We start from the raw sequence: 21,505 nt of genomic DNA on the forward strand, positions 1-21,505 counted from the left end.
AATCCCCCCATGCCCGAGACGACCCCCGCCGCGCGTGCGGAGGCGCTGCGCCGCCTGCTCGCCCACCACGCCCACCGCTACTACGTGCTCGACGCGCCGGAGATCCCCGACGCCGAGTACGACCGCCTGTTCCAGGAGCTGCAGGCGATCGAGGCCGACCACCCCGAGCTGCTGACGCCCGACTCGCCGACGCAGCGCATCATCGGCCAGGTGCTGCCCGGGCTGGTGCCGGTGCGCCACGTCGTTCCGATGCTGTCGATCCGCACCGAGACCGACACCACCGCCGCCGGTGCCGCGGCCTTCGACGCGCGTGTGCGCCGCGAGCTGGAACTGGGCGAGGACGCGCCGCCGGTCGAGTACGCTGCCGAGCTGAAGTTCGACGGCCTGGCGATCAACCTGCGCTACGTAGCCGGCCTGCTGGTGCAGGCCGCCACCCGCGGCGACGGCGAGACCGGCGAGGACGTCACGCACAACATCCGCACGATCGGCCAGATCCCGCTGCGCCTGTTCGGCGAGGCGCCGCCGGTGCTGGAGGTCCGCGGCGAGGTCTACATGCGGCGCGACGACTTCGAGCGCCTGAATGAACGCCAGCGCGAGAAGGGCGCCAGGACCTTCATCAACCCGCGCAACACCGCCGCCGGCGCGGTGCGCCAGCTCGACAGCCGCTCGCTCGCCGACAAGCGCCTGAGCTTCTACGCCTACGGCCTGGGCGAAGTGCAGGGCTGGCAGCAGCCGGCGACGCACAGCGCGACGCTGGACGCGCTCGCCGCCTTCGGCCTGCCGGTCAACGGCGAACGCGCGGTGGTTCAGGGCGCCGACGGCCTCGTCGCCTTCCACCAGCGCATCGCCGCGGCGCGCGACCGGCTGCCGTTCGACATCGACGGCGTCGTCTACAAGGTCAACGACATCGCGCTGCAGAAGCGCCTGGGTTTCGTCACCCGCGAGCCGCGCTGGGCGGTGGCGCACAAGTACCCGGCGCAGGAGCAGATGACGCGGCTCAACGCCATCGAGATCCAGGTCGGCCGCACCGGCAAGCTGACGCCGGTGGCCAAGCTGGAGCCGGTGTTCGTCGGCGGCACGACGGTCAGCAACGCGACGCTGCACAACCTCTTCGAGCTGCGCCGCAAAGGCGTGCGCGTCGGCGACACCGTCGTCGTGCGCCGCGCCGGCGACGTGATTCCCGAAGTCGTCGGCCGCGTGCCCGGCGAACGCGCCGGCTATGTGCCCAACTTCCGCATGCCGCGCCAGTGCCCGGTCTGCGGCAGCGCCGTCGCGCGCGAGCGCGGCGGCATCGACCACCGCTGCAGCGGCGGCCTGTTCTGCGCCGCGCAGCGCAAGCAGGCGCTGCTGCACTTCGCCGGCCGGCGCGCGATGGACATCGAGGGCCTGGGCGACAAGCTCGTCGACCAGCTCGTCGACGCCGGCATCATCCGCACGCTGCCCGAGCTGTACACGCTGGGCGTGCTCAAGCTCTCGGCGCTGGACCGCATGGCCGACAAGAGCGCCGCCAACCTCGTCGCCGCGCTCGAGAAGAGCAAGCAGACGACGCTGGCGCGTTTCCTCTACGCGCTGGGCATCCGCCAGGTCGGCGAAGCCACCGCCAAGGACCTGGCGCGCCACTTCGGCAGCCTGGACCGCGTGATGGACGCCAGCGTCGAGCAGCTGCTGGAGGTGCGCGACGTCGGGCCCATCGTCGCGCAGAGCATCCGCACCTTCTTCGAGCAGCCGCACAACCGCGAGGTCGTCGAGCAGCTGCGGGCCGCCGGCATCCGCTGGGACGAGCACGAAGGCGCGGCGCTTGCCAACGTGGCGGCGCTGCCGCTGGCCGGCAAGACCCTGGTGCTGACCGGCACGCTGCCGACGCTGTCGCGCGAGCAGGCCAAGGAGATCATCGAGGCCGCCGGCGGCAAGGTCGCCGGCTCGGTGTCGAAGAAGACGCACTACGTCGTCGCCGGCGAGGAAGCCGGCAGCAAGCTGGAGAAGGCGCGTGAACTCGGCATCACCGTGCTCGACGAAGACGGGTTGAAGGCGCTGATCGAGGCGGCTGCGGCCGCCGCCAACGACGAGGCGGCCGCTGCCGCCGGGGAGTCCTGATGGCCGTGCACGAGATCCTGAAGATGGGCGATGCGCGCCTGCTGCGTGTCGCCCAACCGGTCGAAGCCTTCGACACGCCCGAGCTGCACGCGCTGGTGGCCGACATGATGGAAACCATGGCCGCCGCCAACGGCGCCGGCCTGGCGGCGCCGCAGATCGGCGTCGACCTGCAGCTCGTCGTCTTCGGCTTCGAGCGCAACGAGCGCTACCCGGAGGCGCCGGCGGTGCCGCTGACCGTGCTGTGCAACCCGGTGATCACGCCGCTGTCCGACGAGAAGGTCGACGGCTGGGAAGGCTGTCTGTCGGTGCCGGGGCTGCGCGGCGTCGTGCCGCGTTTCGCGCGCATCCGCTACACCGGCTTCGACGCCCAGGGCCGGGCGATCGAACGCGAAGCCGAGGGTTTCCACGCCCGCGTCGTGCAGCACGAGTGCGACCACCTGATCGGCCGGCTGTACCCGACGCGCATGGACGACCTGACGAAACTCGGCTTCACCAGCGTGCTCTTCCCCGAACTGGACCCCGCGTCCGACGACTGAAGCATGGGGTAACGGCGGGTTACGCAGCCCCAGGTCGGCGCCTTGCCCCTGTCGCGCGTTGGAGCCTCATGAACCCTGCTGAACGCCTCGTGCGCCGGCTCGTCGCCGGCCTGCTGACCGTCGCGGCACTCGCCGTCCCGCTGGGGGCGTCGGCCCAGGACGATCCTCCCGGACGCGTCGGCCGCATCGCCGCGTCGGAGGGGCGCATCTGGATCTACGACGACGCCCAGGGCGCCTGGATCGACGCCTCGACCAACCGCCCGCTGACCCGCGGCGACCGCATCTCCACCGACGGCGACGCCCGCGCGACGCTGCGCATCGGCTCGACGACGGTGCGCCTGGGCGGCAGCACCGAACTGGAAGTGCAGCGCCTGGACGACCAGCGGGTCTCGCTGCGCCTGCACAGCGGCGCCGTGGCGCTGCGCGTGCGTTCCAGCGAGGTCGCCGACGAGACCGAACTCGTCACCGACGAAGCCACGCTGCGCCCGCGCCGTGCCGGTTATTTCCGCGCCGACCGCGTCGACGACGTCACCTGGGCCAGCGCCTGGCGCGGCGAGCTGCGTGTCGACCCGCGCAACGACGAGGCTTTCACCGTCGACGACGGCCGCCGTGTCGAGGTCTGGAGCGAACGCGGCCGCGCGCAGCGCCGCTGGGACACGCCGCCCGACGACGAGTTCGCCGACTGGGCGCGCCGCGAGGACCGCGCAGACGAACGCAGCGCCGCCTACCGCTACGTCTCGCCCGAGATGACCGGGGCCGAGGACCTGGACCGTTACGGCAGCTGGGACCGCCACCCCGAATACGGCAACGTCTGGGTGCCGACGGCGGTGCCGGTCGGCTGGGCGCCGTACCGCTACGGCCACTGGGCCTGGATCGCGCCCTGGGGCTGGACCTGGGTCGACGACGCCCGCTGGGGCTTCGCGCCCTTCCACTACGGCCGCTGGGTGTACTGGGGCCGTCGCTGGGCCTGGTATCCGGGGGCCTACGTCGCCCGGCCGGTCTACGCGCCGGCGCTGGTGGCCTGGGTCGGCGGCTCGAACTTCAGTGTCGGCATCAACGTCGGCGGCCCGCCGGTCGGCTGGGTGCCGCTGGCGCCGCGCGAGGTCTTCGTGCCGTACTACCGCGTCACGCCGATCTACATCGACCGCGTGAACCACCGCCCGCACGGCCCGCGCCCGGTGCCGACCGGCCCGATCATGTACACCAACCAGGGCGTGCCCGGCGGCGTCACCGTCGTGCCGCGCGACGTGCTGGTGCGGCGCGAGCCGGTGGCGCGTGCCGTCGTCGACGTCAACGTCGGCCGCCGGCCGCTGCGCAGCGATGCGCCGGCCGCCTTGCCGCAGCCGCCGGCGCTCGACGGCGGCCACCGGCCGGCACCGCCGTCGCCGCGCTGGAGCAGCGACGACGGCCGCCGCGGTGCTCCGGCGATGGGCCGCCGCGACGACACCCGCACCGAGCGTCCGACCCCGCGTGCCGACGACGGCGATCGCCCGGGCACGGCCTTCGGCCGGCCGGTGCCGGTGCCTTCGAACCGCGCCGAGGACCGCCGGGACGATCGCCGCGATGATCGCCGTGAGGACCGGCGCGACGAACGCGCCACGCCGCGCCCGTCCACGCCAGCGCCGGTGCAGATGCCTGCGCGTTCGATGCCGCGCCGGGACAGCGGCGACAACGAGGATCGCCCGGACCGCCAGGCGACGCCCGACCGCCGCGGGGCCAACTGGACCAAGCGTCCGGACGAGGACCGCGTGTTGCGCACGACGCCTCCGCAGACCGTCGAACGCCGTGCGCCCGACCAGGGTGTCGAACGCCCGGGCCGCGAGCCCAGCGTGTTGCCGGTGGAGCCGCCGGCGCGCCATGCGATGCCGGAGCGGCCTGCGGAACGGCAGCAGGAGCGCCAGCCTGAACGCGTCCAGGAACGCCCGCAGATGGCGCCGCGCCAGCCCGAGCGGGCAGAGCGCCGCGACGACAAGCGCGACGAGCGCCGCAACCCGCGCCAGGACGAGCGCTGACGTCGAGCGCCGGGCTCAGCCCTCGCGCGTGAAATCGCGCTCGGGCCTTCGGCAGGCGCAGAACGCCTTCCGGCGTCCTGCGTCCAGGCTCAGCCCTCGCGCGTGAAATCGCGCTCGGGCCTTCGGCAGGCGCAGAACGCCTTCCGGCGTCCTGCGTCCGGGCTCAGCGCAGCAGCGGCTTGAGCACCGGCCAGACGTTGTCGAGCATCGTCGGCTGGGCCTGCGCGGTCGGGTGGATGCGGTCGGCCTGGAACAGCGTCTCGGCCTCGGGCACGTCGGCGACGCCGCGCAGCAAAAAGGGCACGAGCGCCGCGCCGCTTTCGCGCGCGACCTTGGCGAACGAGGCCGAGAAGTCCTCGGCGTAGCGCCGGCCGTAGTTCGGCGGCACTTCCATGCCGACGACGACGACCTTGGCGCCGGCCTCGCGCGCGCTGCGCGCCATCGTCGCCAGGTTGTCGCGCGTGTTGGCGATGGGCAGGCCGCGCAGCGCGTCGTTGCCGCCGAGTTCCAGGATCACCAGCCCGGGCTTGTGCTGCTTGAGCAGCGCCGGCAGCCGCGTGCGCCCGCCGGAGGTCGTCTCGCCGCTGATGCTGGCGTTGACGAGTTTCCAGCCCGGCGCCTGGTCGCCCAGGCGCTTGTCCAGCAGCGAGACCCAGCCGCTGCCGCGCGCCAGGCCGTACTCGGCCGACAGGCTGTCGCCGAGCACGAGCAAGGTGCGCGCGTCGGCCGCTGCCGCCGGGCCCGCGAACGCCGGGGTGACGGCGAGCGCGCTAGCATGCGCCAGCCATTGCCGGCGGGTCCACCGCATCCGAATGTCAGATCCGATCATCTCCGTCCAACGCATCTCGAAGCAGGTCGCCGATTCGACCGGCACGCTGACGATTCTCCACGACATCGATTTCGCGCTCTTTCCGAAGGAGACCGTGGCCATCGTCGGTGCCTCGGGCTCGGGCAAGAGCACGCTGCTGGCCATCCTGGCCGGCCTGGACACACCCACGGCGGGCACGGTGACGCTGGCCGGCACCGACCTGTTCGCGCTCGACGAAGACGCCCGCGCCGCGCTGCGTGCGCGCCAGGTCGGCTTCGTCTTCCAGAACTTCCAGCTGCTGGGCCATCTGACGGCGCTGGAGAACGTGATGCTGCCGCTGGAGCTGATGGGCCGGCGCGACGCACGCGCCGCGGCTGCCGAGATGCTGGCGCGTGTCGGCCTCGGCGAGCGCCTGGCGCACTACCCGAAGCTGCTGTCCGGCGGCGAGCAGCAGCGTGTCGCGCTGGCGCGCGCCTTCGTCGTGCGCCCGGCGGTGCTGCTGGCCGACGAGCCCACCGGCAGCTTGGACTTCGCCACCGGCGCCAAGGTGATGGAGCTGATGTTCGAACTCAACCGCGAAGCCGGCACGACGCTGGTGCTCGTCACCCACGACCCGCAGATCGCCGCCCGCTGCGAGCGCCAGCTGCGCATCGACGCCGGGCGGGTGGCGGAGGCGGCGGCGGCCTGATCAGACCCCGGCGCGCTCCAGCCGCGCCTTGAGCGCCAGGCGGATCGTCTGCGCGCTGTCTTCCAGATGGGCGCGGGTCTCGGCGTCGCGGCGGGCCGGGTGGGCCTTGGCGTGGTCCAGGCGCACCAGCAGCGTCTGCGCCTGGCTGCGCAGCAGCGCGCGGGCGTCGGCGCGGGCCGAGGGCTGCAGCAGCGCGGCGGCCAGGCGGTTGGCGTGGTCGCGCTGCAGCTCCCGGCGTGCCGGCGGGATCGCCGCGCCGGCGCCGAGTTCGCTCCAGACCTCGCGAGTGAGCCGGCCGTACAGCTCGGCCAGCCCGAAAGCGTCTTCCGGGTGGTCGACCTTGGCCGCGGCGTCCAGCACGCGCCCGGCCAGCGCATCGCCTGACAGCGTGGCCAGCACGCTGCGCTGCAGCTCCAGCAGACGCTGCGGCAGCGCGAAGTCGGTCGGCGTGCCGGATTCGCCGCGCTCCAGGTAGTCGGGGGCCAGACGGCGCTGCAGCGCCGGGCTCAGCGCCAGGCCGTCGGCGCCCAGCACGTCGCGCATCAGCAGGTCCAGCGCCTGGCGCTGGGTCTGCGCCGGCAGCGGCTGCAGCGGGTCGCGGCCGCTGCCGGGGTAGTCGCGCAGCGTGCGCACGCCGCCGATCTGGCGCAGCAGCAGCTGCGTCGCGCGGCCGACGTCGTTGAGCGCGAAGGCGATCGAGCGCCGCAGCACCGAGTAGTCCTCGTCGGGCGCCAGCGTGCGTGTCTCCTGGCGGCGGAACAGGTCGCGGGCGATCTCCAGCCGCTTGGCGGCGAAGGCGACGGGGTCGGCGCCGAGGTCGAAGACCGCGACCTCGGGGTCCAGGCCGAGCGCGTTGTCTTCGTCGGTGGCGAAGGCGAGCTGCGGGTCGCGGCTGCGGGCGGCGATCTTCTGCAGCTCGGCCGCCTCGTGCTCGGCGGCGATCGGCTTGTAGGCGTACTCGATCGCCCAGTAGTCGTAAGGCCCCAGCGTGGTCTGGAACGGTGTGCCCAGCGGCGCCCCCGGGCGCGGCAGGTTGATGGCGTTGTATTCCATCACCGAGCCGGTCGTGCCGTGATCGCGCGTGAACTCGGGGTCGGCGAGCTGGGCCTCGGTGTAGATGCGCGAGGCGCGGAAGTTGTGGCGCAGGCCCAGCGCGTGGCCGACCTCGTGCATCACGGTGTTGCGCAGGTAGTCCTGCACGTAGCGCCGGGTGCGCGGGTCGTCGGCGGGCAGGTCGTCGCGCGCGGCGAGCACGTCCAGGCCGTAGGCCAGCTGGGCGGCCGCCTCGTCAGCGAAGCTGCAGGCGGCGGGGCCGTCGGCCGCGGCCGCTGCACCGGCGGTGCCGGCCAGCACCTGGGTGCGCTCGACACGCTTCAGCCGCGTGACCAGGGCTTCGACGCCGATGTCGGCGTCGAGGATCTCGCCGCTGCGCGGGTCGACCTGCGACGGGCCGATCGCGGCGAAGCCGGGGTCGGGGCTGGTCATCCAGCGCACCGAGGCGCGACCGGCGTCCAGCGTGTCGAAGTCGGCGTCGTCGGCCTGCTGGCGCACGACGATGGCGTCGCGGAAGCCGATGCGCTCGAAAGCCTTATTCCATTCGAGGATCCCGTCGCGCACGGTGTCGCGCCAGGCCAGCGGCACGTTGCGGTCGATCCAGAAGGTGATCGGCTTGACCGGCTCGGACAGCGCCGCGGCGGGGTCGCGTTTTTCCAGCCGCCAGCGGTTGATCCAGCGCTGGCGCGGCGAGCTGCCGAGCTCGCCGGCGACGTCGAAGCTCTGCGTCGTGAAGCTGCCGATGCGCGGGTCGGCGCGGCGCGCGTGCATCGGTTCGGCCGGCAGCGGCGCCAGCGAATAGTGCAGGCCGACGAGCAGGCTGCGCGCGTCGGGCACGTAACGCGGCAGCGAGGGCCCGCCCGGGGCCGCCGGGGCCAGCGTCGCGGCGTAGAAATGGTTCGTCGTCTCGATGACGGTGGCGTCGGCCGAGTTGCGCACCGCGGCGATCGTCGTGTTGCGCGGGTCCAGCAGATAAGGCTGGCGGAAGGCACGCTGCAGCGACATGCCCACGCCCAGCATGTCGCCGAGGAAGAGCGCGTTGGCCTCGACCAGCACGGCGCCGCTCTGCGGCTGCGGCTGGCTGACCACCGGCGCACTGGCCAGCAGACTGGAAGCGAACGAGGCCGCCGCGGCCCGCGCCTCGGGCGAGCCGGGCGCGGTAGCCGGGTAGACGTTGCGCGCCTGCAGCCGCACCTGCTGGTACTGGCGCACGAACTCCACGAGCTGCGGCCCGCCGGCGCCGGAAACCGGGTGCGCCATCAGCCCGCCGAGCACGCCGGCTTCGGCGATGCCCGAAGCGAACTTCGGCGACAGCAGGAAGGGTCGGCCCCAGGCGGCCGGCGCGAGTTCGATCCAGACCTTGTCCTCGCGCTGCCACAGCGGCAGCGGCCCGTCGATGCGGCGCGCGTCCTTCACGACCGCGGCGAAGGCTGGCAAGTTGGGGTCGGGCGGCGCCACGCGGGCCGCCGGGACGGCCTCGGCGGGCTTGTCGGCCGCGGCGGCGGGCGCCGCCGGACGCGTGGCGCAGGCCGCGAGCAGCGCGGCAGCGGCCAGCGGCAGCAGCGGACGGAGGAGGCGGGGCAGGGCAGGCACGGCGAAATTGTCGAAGCCGTGCGGCGGCGAGTCCCCGCGATAAGGAGCACGATTGCCCCTCTGCTGCTTCATTGCCCGCCATGTCGCCACACGTCACTCCGCTGCGTTGGGGCCTCGTCGGCCCCGGCACGATCGCCCGTCGCTTCGCCGATGCGCTGACCGTGGTGCCGGGCGCGCGCCTGACGGCGGTGTATGGCGGCCGCCCGAGCCATGCCGAGGCCTTCGCCGCGCACTGGCCGGCCACCGTGCACCATGAGCTGGCGGCGCTGCTGGCCGACCCGCAGGTCGACGCGGTCTACGTCGCCACGCCGCACAGCGCGCACGCCGAGGCCATCGCCGCGGCGCTGGACGCCGGCAAGCCGGTGCTCTGCGAAAAACCGCTGGTGGCCACCGCGGCCCAGGCGCGCGCCGTCGTCGCCCTTGCCGGCGAGCGCCGTGTGTTCCTGATGGAGGCGCTGTGGTCGCGTTTCCTGCCGTCCTGGCAGCAGCTGCGCGCCTGGATCGAAGCCGGCGAGATCGGCACCGTGCACACGGTGCAGGGCACGTTCTGCCTGCGGCTGCCCTTCGACCCGGCCTCGCGGCTGTTCGCGCCGGCGCTGGCCGGCGGCGCGCTGCTGGACATCGGCGTCTACGCGCTGTCGCTGGCGCAGTGGGTGATACAGGCCCAGGGCAGCGGCGAGCCCGAGGGCTTCGACGTCGCCGGGAGGCTGGCGCCGACTGGCGTCGACCTGCACCTCGCGACGCAGCTGCGCTGGGCCGGCGGCGCGGTGGCGCAGTTCGTCATCGGCTTCGACGGCGCGGCCGACAACGCCTGCCGCATCCACGGCCAGCGCGGCACGATCACGCTGCAGCCCAACTTCTGGGAGTGCACGCGCGTCACGCTGCAGCGCCGCGGCGAGCCCGAGCAGACGCTCGAGCTGCCGTTCCGCCACAACGGCTTCGAGTACCAGATCGAGGCGGCGACGGCCTGCATCGCCGCCGGCCAGATGGAGAACGCCGCGATGCCGCTGGCGCAGACGCTGGCGGTGGCCGAACTGAGCGACGCGATGCGCCAGCGCCTGGGCGTGCGCTACCCGTTCGAGTGATTCAGTCGATGGTCTGGCGGTAGCGCAGCATCGCCACGCCGCCGGCGGCCAGCGCGAAAGCGGCGATCGCCGCCGCTTCGGGCCACAGGTCGGCAAAGCCGCTGCCTTTCAGCATCACGGCGCGCACGATGCGCAGGAAGTGGGTCAGCGGCAGCACTTCGCCGATCGTCTGCGCCCAGCCCGGCATGCCGCGGAACGGGAACATGAAGCCCGACAGCAGGATGTTCGGCAGGAAATAGAACATCGTCATCTGCATGGACTGCATCTGCGAGCGCGCGATGGTGCTGAAGGTGAAGCCCACCGACAGCGTGGCGACGATGAACAGCAGCACCATCGCCGACAGCAGCACGAAGCTGCCGGCCATCGGCACGTGGAACAGCACGCGCGCCGCGGCGAAGACCAGCAGCACCTGGCCGTAGCCGATGATCACGTAGGGCAGGATCTTGCCGGCCATCATCTCCACCGGCCGCACCGGGGTGGCCAGCAGGTTCTCCAGCGTGCCGCGCTCGCGTTCGCGGGTCATCGCCATCGAGGTCATCATCACCAGCGTCATCGTCAGGATGACGCCCATCAGCCCCGGCACGACGTTGAACGCGGTGATGCCCTCGGGGTTGTAGCGCTTGTGCACGCGGACCTCGAACGGCGCCGCACCGCCGGCCAGCGGCGCCAGCGCGCCGGTGAGCTCGCTGCGAAGCGCCAGCGTCGGCAGCGCCGCCAGCGCGGCCACCGCCTGGCCGGTGGCGGCCGGGTCGCTGGCGTCGGCCAGCACGACGAGCGGCGGCGTCTCGCCACGCAGCAGCCGGCGCGTGAAGTCGCCCGGGAAGACGAGCGCGAACTGCACCTGGCCGCTGGCGATCAGCGCCTCGGCATCGGCTTCGCTCGGCATGGCGACGATCTCGAAGTAGCCGGTGTTGCGCACCGCGGCGACGACGCTGCGCACGACGGGCGATTCGTCCAGCGCGACGACGGCCGTCGGCAAATGCTTGGGGTCGCCGTTGATCGCGTAGCCGAACAGCACCAGCTGCATCAGCGGCACGCCGATCAGCATCGCGAAGGTCAGCCGGTCGCGGCGCAGCTGGATCAGCTCCTTGCGCAGCACCGCGAGGATGCGGCCCCAGCTAAGCGAGAGGATCCTGGGCATGCTGGGTCAGCGAGATGAAGACGTCTTCGAGCCCGGTGGCGATCGGCTCGACGGTCCAGCGGTGGCCGGGCGCGGCACCGTCCAGCCAGGCGGCGAAGTCCTCGCCGGCGCGCGCGCTGACGTGCACCGAACCGCCGAAGGGCACCGCCATCCAGCGTTCGTCGTGCGCCAGCAGCGCCACCGCGTCGGCCAGGTGTTCGCCGCGCAGCGTCCAGGTGCGCAGCCCTGCGGCGGCCACCACCTCGGCGGCGGTGCCGGCGGCCAGCAGCCGGCCGTAGCTGATGTAGGCCAGCCGGTGGCAGCGTTCGGCTTCGTCCATGTAGTGCGTCGACACCAGCACCGTCAGGCCTTCGGCGGCGAGGCTGTGGATCTGCTGCCAGAAGTCGCGCCGCGCCTTGGGGTCGACGCCGGCGGTCGGCTCGTCCAGCAGCAGCAGTTCGGGCTGGTGCAGCATGCAGGCGGCCAGCGCCAGGCGCTGCTTCCAGCCGCCCGACAGCGAGCCTGCGAGCTGCGTGCGCCGGCCGGCCAGCCCCAGGCGTTCGAGCGCGCCATCGACCGCCTCGCGCCGCTGCGCCATGCCGTAGACGCGCGCGACGAAGTCCAGGTTCTCCTCGATCGACAGGTCTTCGTAGAGGCCGAAGCGCTGCGTCATGTAGCCGACGCGGCGCTTGATGCGGCGCGCGTCGCGGCGCAGGTCCAGGCCCAGGCACCGGCCTTCGCCGGCGTCGGGCTCGAGCAGACCGCAGAGCATGCGGATCGTCGTCGTCTTGCCGCTGCCGTTGGGGCCGAGGAAGCCGCAGATCTCGCCGCGCCGCACCTGGATCGAGATCGCGTCGACGACGGTGCGCGTGCCGAAACGTTTGCTCAGGCCGCGTACGTCGATCGCGAGCTCGGTGTTCATCGTGCGGCGTCCGGCAGCGACACCTGCACCGGCTGCCCGGGCTTGAGCGCCGAGACGCCGTCGGGCCAGGCTTCGGCGCGGAAGACGAGCTTGCTGCGCGACTCGTTGCTGTAGATGACCGGCGGCGTGTACTCGGCCTCGGGCGAGACGTGGCCGATGCGCGCGGTGAGGCCGGCCGGGCAGCCGTCGCAGGCCACCGCGACGCTGGCGCCGACCTGGGCGCGCGCCAGCAGCGCCTCGGGCACGAAGAACCGCAGCTTGACGGCGCCCGGCGGCAGCAGCACGACCACCGGCGAGCCCGCCGGCACCCATTCGCCCGGGCGGTACAGCGTGTCGTAGACCTGGGCGGCGACCGGCGCGTTGCGCGCCTTCTGATCCTCGTGCCAGCGCGCCAGCGCGGCATCGGCGCCGGCGCCGCGCGCGCTGGCGGCGGCCGCGGCCACCGCGTCGGCACGTGCCGCTTCGTCGGCCAGGCGGCGCTCGGCTTCGAGTTCGTGCACGCGCGCGGCGTCGGCGTCGCGCGCGGCGACGAGTTCGTCCAGCCGCGCGGCCGAGACGAAGCCTTGTTCGACCAGCGCGCGCTGGCGCTTCAGCGCCGACTCGCTGGCCACCAGCGCGGCGCGCGCCTGGGCGAGTTGGGCGTCCAGCGCCGCACGCTCCAGCGGGCGCTTGCCCTTGCGCAGGTCATCGGCCTGCGACTCGGCGGCGGCGCGGCGTTCGTCGGCCGCCTCGCGCGAAAGCGCCTCGGCGTCGGCGTCGAGCGCGAACAGCGGCTGGCCGGCCTGCACCGCGTCGCCGCGGCGCACGTGCAGCGTGCGCAGCGTGCCGCCGGCCGAGGCGGCGACGTAGACCAGCTCGGCTTCGGCATAACCGGCCAAGGGCGCGTCCGTGCGCTGGCCGCAGCCGGCCAGGAAGAGCAGGGCGGCGAGCGCCGCGGCGCGTCGGGGCAGGGCGTTCATCGTCGAGGCTCCGGGTCGGGGGCCAGGCCACGCAGCGCCCAGTCCAGGCGTTCGGCGATGCGTTCGGGGGCCACGGCCAGCGGCGTCAGCCGGGAGACGAAGCCCGGCGGCGCGATCTCGCGCCCGCTCATCAAGCGCGTCACCAGGACCGGCAGCGCCAGCGAGGCCAGCAGGAACATCAGCTGGTGCAGCGGCTCGGCGCGGCGCAGCCGGCCGGCGTCCTGCGCCTGGGCGATCAGGCCCAGCAGCACGGCGGGGTGGCGCTGTTCGATCGTCGCGACGAAACGCCGCACCGCCGGTTCGCCGGCCGCGGCATCGGCCAGCAGCAGGGCGAGGAAGTCGCGGTGGCGCGCGACCCAGGCGACGAACTCCAGCAGCGCTTCGCGCAGCGCCGGCAGCGGGTCGCCGGGGCGCCGCGCCAGGTCCTGCAACTGGCCGAACATCGGCGCGTACCAGCGTTCGATCAGCTCGGCGACGAAGGCGTCGCGGGTGCCGAAGTGATGCACGAAGCTGCCGAGGTTGGCGCCGGCCTCGGCCGCGACGGCACGCACCGTCAAGGCCTTCAGGCCGCGTTCGCGCGCCAGCGCCAGACCGGCCTGCAACAGGCGTTCGCGGGCGCCGGGGTCGGCGGCGGGGCGGGAGCTCATGCGGTGTTTATACGCGTGTACAAACGCGCCCGCAATCCTGCGTCGCCAAATGAAAACGGCGGCCCGCAGGCCGCCGTCCGTTCAGGCGTCGCCGCCCGGCGTCACTTGATCGGCTTGAAGCGCACGCGCTTCGGGCGTGCGCCTTCCTCGCCCAGGCGGCGCTTCTTGTCTTCCTCGTACTCGTGGTAGTTGCCGGCGTAGAAGAACCACTGCGACTCGCCTTCGCAGGCCAGGATGTGCGTCGCGATGCGGTCCAGGAACCAGCGGTCGTGGCTGATGACCATCGCGCTGCCGGCGAACTCGAGCAGCGCCTCTTCCAGCGCACGCAGGGTTTCGACGTCCAGGTCGTTCGACGGTTCGTCGAGCATCAGCACGTTGCCGCCCTGGGCCAGGGTCTTGGCCAGGTGCAGGCGGCCGCGCTCGCCGCCGGAGAGGTTGCCGACGAGCTTCTGCTGGTCGTTGCCCTTGAAGTTGAAGCGGCCGAGGTAGGCGCGGCTGGGCATCACGAACTGGCCGACGACGATGTTGTCCAGCCCGCCCGAGACGTCTTCCCAGACGGTCTTGTCGCCGGCCAGGCTTTCGCGGCTCTGGTCGACGAAGGTGACCTTGGCGGTCTTGCCGATCACGACCTCGCCGCTGTCCGGCTTCTCCAGCCCCTGGATCATGCGGAACAGCGTCGACTTGCCGGCGCCGTTGGGGCCGATGATGCCGACGATGGCACCGGCCGGGATCTTGAAGCTGAGGTTGTCGATCAGGCAGCGGTCACCGAAGCTCTTGGTGACGTTCTTGAACTCGATGACCTCGTTGCCCAGGCGCTCGGCGACCGGGATGAAGATCTCGTTGGTCTCGTTGCGGCGCTGGTAGTCGACGTCCGACAGCTCCTCGAAGCGGGCCAGACGCGCCTTGCTCTTGGCCTGGCGGCCCTTGGCGTTGGAGCGGACCCACTTGAGTTCCTCCTTCATCGCCTTGATGCGCGCGTCTTCCTTCTTCTGCTCGACTTCCAGGCGGCGTTCCTTCTGGTCCAGCCACTCGGAGTAGTTGCCCTTGTACGGGTGGCCGAAGCCGCGGTCGAGTTCGAGGATCCACTCGGCGGCGTTGTCCAGGAAGTAGCGATCGTGGGTGATCGCGACGACGGTGCCCGGGAAACGCTGCAGGAACTGCTCCAGCCAGTCCACCGACTCGGCGTCCAGGTGGTTGGTCGGTTCGTCGAGCAGCAGCATGTCGGGCTTGGACAGCAGCAGCCGGCACAGCGCGACGCGGCGCTTCTCGCCGCCGGAGAGCAGGCCGATCTGCGCGTCCCAGGGCGGCAGGCGCAGCGCGTCGGCGGCCAGCTCGAGCTGCAGGTCGGTGTTCTCGCTGCCGGCCGCGGCGATGATCGCCTCGAGTTCGGCCTGTTCGGCGGCCAGCTTGTCGAAGTCGGCGTCGGGCTCGGCGTACTCGGCGTAGACCTCGTCCAGGCGCTTCTTCGCCGCGAGCACGCCGCCGATGCCTTGTTCGACGGCTTCGCGCACGGTCTGCTCGGGGTCGAGCTGCGGCTCCTGCGGCAGGTATCCGATCTTCAGACCGGGCATCGGGACGGCATCGCCCTCGATGTCCTTGTCCAGGCCGGCCATGATCTTCAGCAGCGTCGACTTGCCGCTGCCGTTGACGCCGAGCACGCCGATCTTCGCGCCGGGGAAGAAGGACAGCGAGATGTCCTTCAGGATCTGCCGCTTCGGCGGCACGATCTTGCCGACGCGGTTCATCGTGAATACGTACTGGGCCATGGAGTCCTGTTCGGTTCTTTCGGTATGGGTTGGAGCGCGGCCGCGTCGCGCGGCCAAACCGCTATTGTCGCCGTTCCGCGGGCCCCGTCCCGCGCCGTTCCCCTGCAGCGCGCGGCCTCGGCCGCGGCGGCAGTTGTCACGCGTGGGGTTTCATCCTGCAGATTTGATCTGCATCAGATAGAATTTTCGACACCGATGCAGAGCCCAGTCGCTGCATCGACGTCGAGCCCGACGCCGCCTCGCGGCCCCTTGATCCGACGCCTGCGACTGGCGCCCCCGAGCGGGCGACAGGCCGACCGAATACCAAATTCATGAACTTCACCGACCTCGGCCTCGCCGAGCCGCTGCTGCGCGCCGTGCGCGATCAGGGCTACGACGTGCCGACCCCGATCCAGGCGCAGGCCATTCCTGCGGTGCTGCAAGGCGGCGACCTGCTCGCCGGCGCCCAGACCGGCACCGGCAAGACCGCCGGCTTCACGCTGCCGATGCTGCAGCGCCTGTCGGCTTCCAAGCCGGTGCGCGATTCGCGCGGCCGCATCGCCGTGCGCGCGCTGGTCCTGACGCCGACGCGTGAACTCGCCGCCCAGGTCGAGGAAAGCGTGCGCGCCTATGGCAAGTACCTGCCGCTCACCAGCATGGTGATGTTCGGCGGCGTCGGCATGCAGCCCCAGATCGACCGCCTGAAGAAGGGCGTCGACATCCTCGTGGCCACGCCCGGCCGGCTGCTGGACCACCACGGCCAGGGCACGCTGGATCTGTCGAACGTGCAGATCCTGGTGCTCGACGAAGCCGACCGCATGCTCGACATGGGCTTCATCCACGACATCAAGAAGGTGCTCGCGGTGCTGCCGCAGAAGAAGCAGAGCCTGCTCTTCTCGGCGACCTTCAGCGACGAGATCAAGGCCCTGGCCGACCGTCTGCTGAACCAGCCGGCGCTGATCGAGGTCGCGCGGCGCAACGCCACCGCCGACACGATCGCGCAGAAGGTCTACCCGGTCGGCCGCGAGAAGAAGAAGGAACTGCTGGCGCACCTGATCCGTCAGGGCGACTGGCACCAGGTGCTGGTCTTCACGCGGATGAAGCACGGCGCCAACCGCCTGGCCGAGTACCTGAACGAGCAGGGCATCACGGCGATGGCGATCCACGGCAACAAGAGCCAGGGCGCACGCACCAAGGCGCTGGCCGAGTTCAAGGCCGGCACGCTGCAGGTGCTGGTGGCGACCGACATCGCCGCGCGCGGCATCGACATCGACCAGCTGCCGCACGTCGTCAACTACGAGCTGCCGAACGTGCCCGAGGACTACGTGCACCGCATCGGCCGCACCGGCCGTGCCGGCGCCAGCGGCGAGGCCGTTTCGCTCGTCTGCCTGGACGAGGAGATCTTCCTGCGCGACATCCAGCGCCTGATCAAGCGCGAGATCCCGGTCGAGGCGATGCCCGGCTTCGAACCCCCGCCGGGCGAGCGGGCCGAGCCCATCGTGCTCGGCCGCATGACGATCGGCGTCGGCGGCACGCGCCGCAATGCCGGCGGCGGCGGCGCGCCGTCGCGCGGCGGGCGCCCGGGTGGCGGCGGCCGACCGCAAGGCCATGCCGGTGGCCAGAGCGGCAACGGCCAGCGGGCCGGCGGTGGCGCTCGCGGCGGCGCGCCGACGGGCGGCCATGGCCACGGTGGCGGCCGCGCCGCACAAGGGCCGCGCGGCCCGCGCCGCTGAACGCAGGCTTGCTGCGGCGAGGTGGGTTTTCGCGCCGTTGATCGGCGCGCTCCCGCCCGCCTGCCGTATCCTCCCGGCCATTCAAAAGGCCTCGGGGGGAGGCGATGAGCCCACGGGTGCGCGTCGCGCACTGCACGGTCGATTTCGGATCGCACAGCGTCCGGCGTGACGGCGAAGCCGCCAGGCTGGGTTCGCGTGCATTCGACCTGCTCGCCACCCTGGTGGAAGGCCGCTCGCGCGTGATCTCGCGCGCCGAGCTGATCGAACGCGTCTGGCCCGGCCCGACGGTCGACGACCACGCTCTGTCGGCCCAGATCGCCGCGCTGCGCAAGCTGCTCGGCCCCGGGGCGATCAGCACCGTGCCCGGGCGCGGTTATCAGCTCGCTTGCGACGTCGAGGAACTGGCCGACGAGTCGCAGCGGGTCGCCGGCCCCTACCGCGTGGCCGAGCTGCCGGCCGGCCCGGCCGGCTTCGTCGGCCGCGAAACCGAGCTGCAGGCCTTGTCGGCGCTGGTCGACGGCAGACGGCTGACCAGCCTCTGCGGCCCCGCCGGGGTCGGCAAGACGGCGCTCGCGCTGCGCCTGGCGCAGGAGCGCCGGCGTGCCGGGCTGACGGTGGTCTGGGTCGAGATCGGTTGCCACTGCGGCGTCGACGAGATCGCGGCCTCGGTGGCCGACCGGCTGGGCGTGCCGCAGACCCGCCACGTCGGCCCGCTGCCGGCGGTGCTGGCGGCGCTGCGCCAGCATCCGGCGCTGCTGGTGCTCGATGGCGCCGAAGCCTGCGCCGCGAGCGTCTATTCGATCGTCGACCAGTTCGCCGGCGCGCCCGGCCTGCGCATCCTCGTCGGTTCGCAGGTGGCGCTGCACCATCCCCAGGAGCAGGTGCTGGCGCTGGACGGCCTCGCGCTGGCGGCCCCCGGCACGCCGCGCGAACGGCTGACGCGCTGCGACGCGATGCGGCTGTTCCTGGCCCGAGCCGGGCTCGGCGACGGGCGCGAGCTCGACACGCTGCAGCTCGAGCTGGCGTTGCGCGTGTGCCGCCAGGTCGGCGGCTCGCCGCTGGCGATCCGCCTGCTCGCCGCGCGCCTGCGCCGCCTCGGCGCCGAAGGCCTGATGGGGCTGCCCTACCTGAACGACAGCACCCAGCCGGCGCGCCGCCAGACGCTGCTCGCGACGCTGCAATGGAGCTACGGCCGGCTCTCGCCGCTGGGGCAGCTGCTGCTGCGCCGCCTGGCCTGGTGCGTGCGGGGCTTCTCGTTCGAGCTGGCGCTGGCGATCGGGCGCCAGGAGGTCGCCGAGGAAGCCGTCACCGAAGCGCTGGACGCGCTGATCGACTGCGGACTCGTCGGCGTCGAGCCGGGCGAGCCGCTGCGTTTCCGGCTGCCCGAGCCGATCCGCCAGTTCTCGCTGCTGCAGGAGCCGCAGCCGGCCCAGGCCGCCGCCGGGCATGCGCGTGCGGTGCGGGTGGTCTATGCCGACGCCGACAAGGCCCGGCTGGACTGCAGCGAGCGCGTCTGGCGGCACCGCTACGAGCCCGACCTGGACAACCTGCTGGCCGCCTTGCGCTGGGCGAGTAGCCACGACGCGGCGCTCGCCTACGCCCTGCTGGGCGAGACCACGCAGCTGTTCCTGATGACCTACCGGCAGCAGGAGTACCTGGACCTCGTCGCCCGCACCGAGGAGCTGGCGCCGTCGGCGGCGCTGGCGCCGGCCGAGCGTGCGCGCCACTGCCTCGCGCTGGCCCGCGTGCAGGCCATGACCCGGACCCCGAGCGCGCTGGCCGGCGCCCAGGAGGCCTTGGCGCTCTTCAGCGCCCTCGGCGACGCGCGTGGTGCTTTCGCCGCCCGGGTGCAGCTGGTCAGCGGCGTCGACGCCGAGCCGCAACGGCTGGCCGCCGCCGAGGCCGCGCTGCCCGAGCTGATCGCGGCCTGCGGCGAAGGCTTTCCGCCGCTGCTGCGGCGCCAGCGCTACCAGGCCGAGGCGATGGTCTGTTCGTTCCTCGGTCGTCCCGCCGACGCGCTGCTGGCCTGCCGGGCCAGCGTCGCCGCGGCGCGCGAGGCAGGTTGGGGCTTCTATCTGCGCATCGACCTTTCCAACCTGGCCTACCTGCACCTGGAAGTGGGCGACACCGCCGAGGCGATCCGCGTCGGCGAGGAGCTGGTGGCGCTGCACCGCGGGCGCATCGGCCCGCAGGCCTGCTTCGCGCTGGGCAACCACGCCCATGCGCTGCTGCACGGCGGCCGCCTGGCCGAGGCGCGCCAGGCGCTGCAGCGCTACGCCGATGTCGCACGCGCCAGCGACTGGGCGTCGTTCGAGGTGCTGAGCGCGCAGTTCGCGCTCTTCGCCGCGCGCGAGGGGCGGCTGCACGCGGCGGCCTTCCTGCTCGGTTATGCCGACCGCTGCGTCGAGCGCGGCGCACGGCGCTTCGCCGCCTACTCGCGCTCCTACGACGCCGCCGCCGACTGCGTGCGCCTCGGCCTGCCCGCCGCCGTGGCCACGAGCTGCCGCCAGGCCGGGCTGGCCGCCGACCCGCACCAGGTCGTCGTCGTCACGCTGGACGAGGCCGACTACGCGCCGTTCGTGCTGATGGCGGGCGGCGGCTGAGGCGAGCAAACAAAAAGGCCCCTCGCGGGGCCTCGTTCGTCGTGCGGCAGGGGGCTTATTCGCCGCCGAACTTGTAGTCGGTGCGCGCCTTCTTGCGCAGCTCTTCCTGGTACTGCTGCAGGCTGGCCTGTTCCATGCGCTGCTTGAGCTGGTCCTTGACTTCCTCGAAGGCCGGGAACTGCGCTTCGCGGGTGTCGTCGAGGCGGATGATGTGCCAGCCGAACTGGCTCTTCACCGGCGTCTCGGTCATCTCGCCCTTCTTCAGCGCGACCATCGCCTGGCTGAACTCGGGCACGTAGGCGTCGGGCTTGGCGAAGTCCAGGTCGCCGCCGTTCTCGCCGGAGCCCGGATCCTTGGAGTTCTTCTTGGCCAGTTCCTCGAAGCTGGCGCCGGCCTTGATCTGGGCGATCAGCGCCTTGGCCTGGTCCTCGGTCTCCACCAGGATGTGGCGGGCGTGGTACTCGGTGCCGGCGGCCGAGGCCTTGATCTTGTCGTACTCGGCCTGGGCGGTGGCGTCGGCCACCGGGTGCGTCTTGCGGAAGTTGTCGAACAGCTCGCGGATCAGGATGCTCTGGCGGGCGAGCTCCATCTGGGCCTTGTAGTCGGCGCTGGTGGCCAGGCCCTTCTTCTCGGCTTCCTGGACGAAGATCTCGCGCAGCACGACCTGGTCACGGGCCTGCTGCTGCAGTTCCGGGCTGATCTGCTGGCCGGCGCGCGCGGCCTGCTGCAGCAGGGTCTCGACGCGGGCCTTGGGCACGGGCTTGCCGTTGACGACGGCGATGTTCTGCGCCTGCGCGGCCAGCGGCATCAGCAGCGCGGCAGCAGCGGTGGCGAGCGCCGTGCGCACGGCAAAGGACTTCGAGCTCATGGATGGCACTTTCGGATGGGACGCGAGCCGCCCGCGGCGGACGCGACGATGGAGTTGTTCGAGGGGTGTCAGTCCTGCCGGGGCGGCTGCGCGTCGATCGCGAGTGCATGCACGCCCCGTTGGCCCAGAGGGCCGAGGGCATCATACACAAGGCGATGACGGGCCAATGGCGCCAGCCCGGCGAAGCGCGCACTGCGGATGCGCACCTGGAAATGACCGCCTTCGCGGGCGCCGGCATGGCCGGCGTGGCGGGCGCTGTCGTCGACGACTTCGAGCTCCACGGGCTCGAGCGCGGCGCGCAGCGCGGCCTCGATCTCGGCGGCGCGGCTCATCGTCCGCCCTCGTGCGGCGCGGCCGGTTCCTCGAGGTAGCGGCCGAGGTACAGGCCCTGGGCGATCGTGAAGGCGAACATCAGGCCGATGCCGCCGAAGAGCTTGAAGTTCACCCAGGCGTCGGTGCTGAAGCTGTAGGCCACCCAGATGTTGAGCAGGCCCATCGCGGCGAAGAACGCGACCCAGGCGAAGTTCAGCCGGTGCCAGACGCGTTCGGGCAGCACCATCTGCTCGCCCAGCATCAGCTTCAGCAGGTTCTTGCCGGCCAGCAGCGGCGCCAGCCAGAGCGCGGTGCCCATCGTCCAGTACAGCACGCTGGGCTTCCACTTGATGAAGGTCTCGTTGTGAAACCAGATGGTCAGGCCGCCGAAGACGACGACCAGCACCAGGCTGATCCACAGCATCGCGTCGATGCGCTTGCCGCGCAGCTTGAGCACCAGCACCTGGGCCAGCGTCGCGAGGATGACGACGAGGGTCGCCAGCAGCACCGGCGCCTCTTTCGGGCCGACGACGCCGCCGGAGACCAGCGAGCCGAAGTTGGCGGTGGCAAAGTCCGCCGCCCATTCCGGGCGGCCCTCGGCGAGCTTGAAGCAGGCGAAGAAAAGGACGATCGGCAGGAAGTCCAGCAACAGCTTCATGCAAGGCGGCGGGAACGGTTCATCCCGTGATTGTGCCGGCTGCGCCGCGGCCCGGCGGCGAAGCCGTGA

The 21,505-nt window shown here is 72.3% G+C and carries 17 protein-coding genes; 7 read left to right on the forward strand and 10 right to left on the reverse strand.

The features are described from left to right. Positions 1-9: 9 nt before the first annotated feature. The 3 genes from ligA (at position 10) to RGE_RS11765 (ending at position 4,642) form a co-directional block, all read left to right on the forward strand. Positions 10-2,094 (forward strand): NAD-dependent DNA ligase LigA, encoded by a 2,085-nt coding sequence (ligA, locus tag RGE_RS11755; protein WP_014428615.1) that lies wholly within the window; start codon positions 10-12, stop codon positions 2,092-2,094. After that, on the forward strand, positions 2,094-2,630 hold the full coding sequence (gene def, locus RGE_RS11760; protein ID WP_014428616.1) for a peptide deformylase: 537 nt from the start codon (positions 2,094-2,096) through the stop codon (positions 2,628-2,630). Before ligA ends, def begins: the two co-directional genes overlap by 1 nt. A gap of 68 nt (positions 2,631-2,698) precedes the next feature. Beyond that, positions 2,699-4,642 (forward strand): DUF6600 domain-containing protein, encoded by a 1,944-nt coding sequence (locus RGE_RS11765; protein WP_014428617.1) that lies wholly within the window; start codon positions 2,699-2,701, stop codon positions 4,640-4,642. Positions 4,643-4,805: 163 nt separating this feature from the next. Here the strand turns inward: RGE_RS11765 and RGE_RS11770 are convergent, their stop codons facing one another. Further along, positions 4,806-5,450: an arylesterase gene (locus RGE_RS11770; protein WP_014428618.1), complete on the reverse strand. Its 645-nt coding sequence runs from the start codon at positions 5,448-5,450 to the stop codon at positions 4,806-4,808. Positions 5,451-5,454: 4 nt separating this feature from the next. Here RGE_RS11770 and RGE_RS11775 point away from each other — a divergent pair, with 4 nt between their 5' ends. Then, positions 5,455-6,138, forward strand: a complete 684-nt coding sequence (locus tag RGE_RS11775) for an ABC transporter ATP-binding protein (protein ID WP_014428619.1) — start codon at positions 5,455-5,457, stop codon at positions 6,136-6,138. Here the strand turns inward: RGE_RS11775 and RGE_RS11780 are convergent, their stop codons facing one another. After that, the gene (locus tag RGE_RS11780; RefSeq protein ID WP_014428620.1) at positions 6,139-8,784 is read right to left on the reverse strand and encodes a zinc-dependent metalloprotease; all 2,646 of its coding nucleotides are present in this window, start codon (positions 8,782-8,784) and stop codon (positions 6,139-6,141) included. It abuts the gene before it with no gap. 80 nt (positions 8,785-8,864) lie between these two features. Here RGE_RS11780 and RGE_RS11785 point away from each other — a divergent pair, with 80 nt between their 5' ends. Then, entirely contained in the window at positions 8,865-9,869 is a 1,005-nt protein-coding gene (locus RGE_RS11785) for a Gfo/Idh/MocA family protein (protein ID WP_014428621.1), read from the forward strand. Between the two features lies 1 nt (position 9,870). On the opposite strand, the gene RGE_RS11790 is transcribed toward RGE_RS11785, so the two are convergent. From RGE_RS11790 to ettA, 5 genes are all read right to left on the reverse strand, one after another. Next, on the reverse strand, positions 9,871-11,010 hold the full coding sequence (locus RGE_RS11790) for an ABC transporter permease (RefSeq protein WP_014428622.1): 1,140 nt from the start codon (positions 11,008-11,010) through the stop codon (positions 9,871-9,873). Further along, the gene (locus RGE_RS11795; protein WP_014428623.1) at positions 10,988-11,911 is read right to left on the reverse strand and encodes an ABC transporter ATP-binding protein; all 924 of its coding nucleotides are present in this window, start codon (positions 11,909-11,911) and stop codon (positions 10,988-10,990) included. Before RGE_RS11795 ends, RGE_RS11790 begins: the two co-directional genes overlap by 23 nt. After that, positions 11,908-12,870 carry an HlyD family secretion protein gene (locus RGE_RS11800; protein WP_014428624.1) on the reverse strand — a complete coding sequence of 321 codons (963 nt, stop codon included), beginning with the start codon at positions 12,868-12,870 and terminating at the stop codon, positions 11,908-11,910. The genes RGE_RS11795 and RGE_RS11800 overlap by 4 nt, the downstream gene beginning before the upstream one ends. Then, positions 12,867-13,517 carry a TetR/AcrR family transcriptional regulator gene (locus tag RGE_RS11805; RefSeq protein WP_014428625.1) on the reverse strand — a complete coding sequence of 217 codons (651 nt, stop codon included), beginning with the start codon at positions 13,515-13,517 and terminating at the stop codon, positions 12,867-12,869. The genes RGE_RS11800 and RGE_RS11805 overlap by 4 nt, the downstream gene beginning before the upstream one ends. A 101-nt stretch (positions 13,518-13,618) precedes the next feature. Next, on the reverse strand, positions 13,619-15,283 hold the full coding sequence (gene ettA / locus RGE_RS11810) for an energy-dependent translational throttle protein EttA (RefSeq protein WP_014428626.1): 1,665 nt from the start codon (positions 15,281-15,283) through the stop codon (positions 13,619-13,621). A gap of 311 nt (positions 15,284-15,594) precedes the next feature. On the opposite strand from ettA, the gene RGE_RS11815 reads away from it, so the two are divergent. Both RGE_RS11815 and RGE_RS11820 read left to right on the forward strand, forming a co-directional pair. Further along, the gene (locus RGE_RS11815; protein ID WP_014428628.1) at positions 15,595-16,995 is read left to right on the forward strand and encodes a DEAD/DEAH box helicase; all 1,401 of its coding nucleotides are present in this window, start codon (positions 15,595-15,597) and stop codon (positions 16,993-16,995) included. Between the two features lie 104 nt (positions 16,996-17,099). After that, positions 17,100-19,598 (forward strand): ATP-binding protein, encoded by a 2,499-nt coding sequence (locus RGE_RS11820; RefSeq protein ID WP_014428629.1) that lies wholly within the window; start codon positions 17,100-17,102, stop codon positions 19,596-19,598. A gap of 55 nt (positions 19,599-19,653) precedes the next feature. Here RGE_RS11820 and RGE_RS11825 read toward each other — a convergent pair whose 3' ends face one another. The 3 genes from RGE_RS11825 to RGE_RS11835 all read right to left on the reverse strand — a co-directional run bounded on the left by RGE_RS11825 (position 19,654) and on the right by RGE_RS11835 (position 21,436). Further along, positions 19,654-20,466, reverse strand: coding sequence for a peptidylprolyl isomerase (locus tag RGE_RS11825; protein ID WP_014428630.1), 813 nt, complete (start codon positions 20,464-20,466; stop codon positions 19,654-19,656). A 68-nt stretch (positions 20,467-20,534) separates the two neighbouring features. Beyond that, the gene (locus RGE_RS11830; RefSeq protein ID WP_014428631.1) at positions 20,535-20,798 is read right to left on the reverse strand and encodes a BolA family protein; all 264 of its coding nucleotides are present in this window, start codon (positions 20,796-20,798) and stop codon (positions 20,535-20,537) included. Further along, positions 20,795-21,436 carry a septation protein A gene (locus tag RGE_RS11835; RefSeq protein ID WP_014428632.1) on the reverse strand — a complete coding sequence of 214 codons (642 nt, stop codon included), beginning with the start codon at positions 21,434-21,436 and terminating at the stop codon, positions 20,795-20,797. The genes RGE_RS11830 and RGE_RS11835 overlap by 4 nt, the downstream gene beginning before the upstream one ends. Positions 21,437-21,505: the final 69 nt, after the last annotated feature.

It is taken from the genome of Rubrivivax gelatinosus IL144, assembly GCF_000284255.1.
GTDB lineage: Bacteria > Pseudomonadota > Gammaproteobacteria > Burkholderiales > Burkholderiaceae_C > Rubrivivax > Rubrivivax gelatinosus_A.

Bases quoted from the DNA above. Each gene is read 5' to 3' on its own strand.
- ligA (WP_014428615.1), top strand. From the start codon at position 10: ATGCCCGAGACGACCCCCGCCGCGCGTGCGGAGGCGCTGCGCCGCCTG.
- def (WP_014428616.1), top strand. From the start codon at position 2,094: ATGGCCGTGCACGAGATCCTGAAGATGGGCGATGCGCGCCTGCTGCGT.
- RGE_RS11765 (WP_014428617.1), top strand. From the start codon at position 2,699: ATGAACCCTGCTGAACGCCTCGTGCGCCGGCTCGTCGCCGGCCTGCTG.
- RGE_RS11770 (WP_014428618.1), bottom strand. From the start codon at position 5,450: ATGCGGTGGACCCGCCGGCAATGGCTGGCGCATGCTAGCGCGCTCGCC.
- RGE_RS11775 (WP_014428619.1), top strand. From the start codon at position 5,455: ATGTCAGATCCGATCATCTCCGTCCAACGCATCTCGAAGCAGGTCGCC.
- RGE_RS11785 (WP_014428621.1), top strand. From the start codon at position 8,865: ATGTCGCCACACGTCACTCCGCTGCGTTGGGGCCTCGTCGGCCCCGGC.
- RGE_RS11790 (WP_014428622.1), bottom strand. From the start codon at position 11,010: ATGCCCAGGATCCTCTCGCTTAGCTGGGGCCGCATCCTCGCGGTGCTG.
- RGE_RS11795 (WP_014428623.1), bottom strand. From the start codon at position 11,911: ATGAACACCGAGCTCGCGATCGACGTACGCGGCCTGAGCAAACGTTTC.
- RGE_RS11800 (WP_014428624.1), bottom strand. From the start codon at position 12,870: ATGAACGCCCTGCCCCGACGCGCCGCGGCGCTCGCCGCCCTGCTCTTC.
- RGE_RS11805 (WP_014428625.1), bottom strand. From the start codon at position 13,517: ATGAGCTCCCGCCCCGCCGCCGACCCCGGCGCCCGCGAACGCCTGTTG.
- ettA (WP_014428626.1), bottom strand. From the start codon at position 15,283: ATGGCCCAGTACGTATTCACGATGAACCGCGTCGGCAAGATCGTGCCG.
- RGE_RS11815 (WP_014428628.1), top strand. From the start codon at position 15,595: ATGAACTTCACCGACCTCGGCCTCGCCGAGCCGCTGCTGCGCGCCGTG.
- RGE_RS11820 (WP_014428629.1), top strand. From the start codon at position 17,100: ATGAGCCCACGGGTGCGCGTCGCGCACTGCACGGTCGATTTCGGATCG.
- RGE_RS11825 (WP_014428630.1), bottom strand. From the start codon at position 20,466: ATGAGCTCGAAGTCCTTTGCCGTGCGCACGGCGCTCGCCACCGCTGCT.
- RGE_RS11830 (WP_014428631.1), bottom strand. From the start codon at position 20,798: ATGAGCCGCGCCGCCGAGATCGAGGCCGCGCTGCGCGCCGCGCTCGAG.
- RGE_RS11835 (WP_014428632.1), bottom strand. From the start codon at position 21,436: ATGAAGCTGTTGCTGGACTTCCTGCCGATCGTCCTTTTCTTCGCCTGC.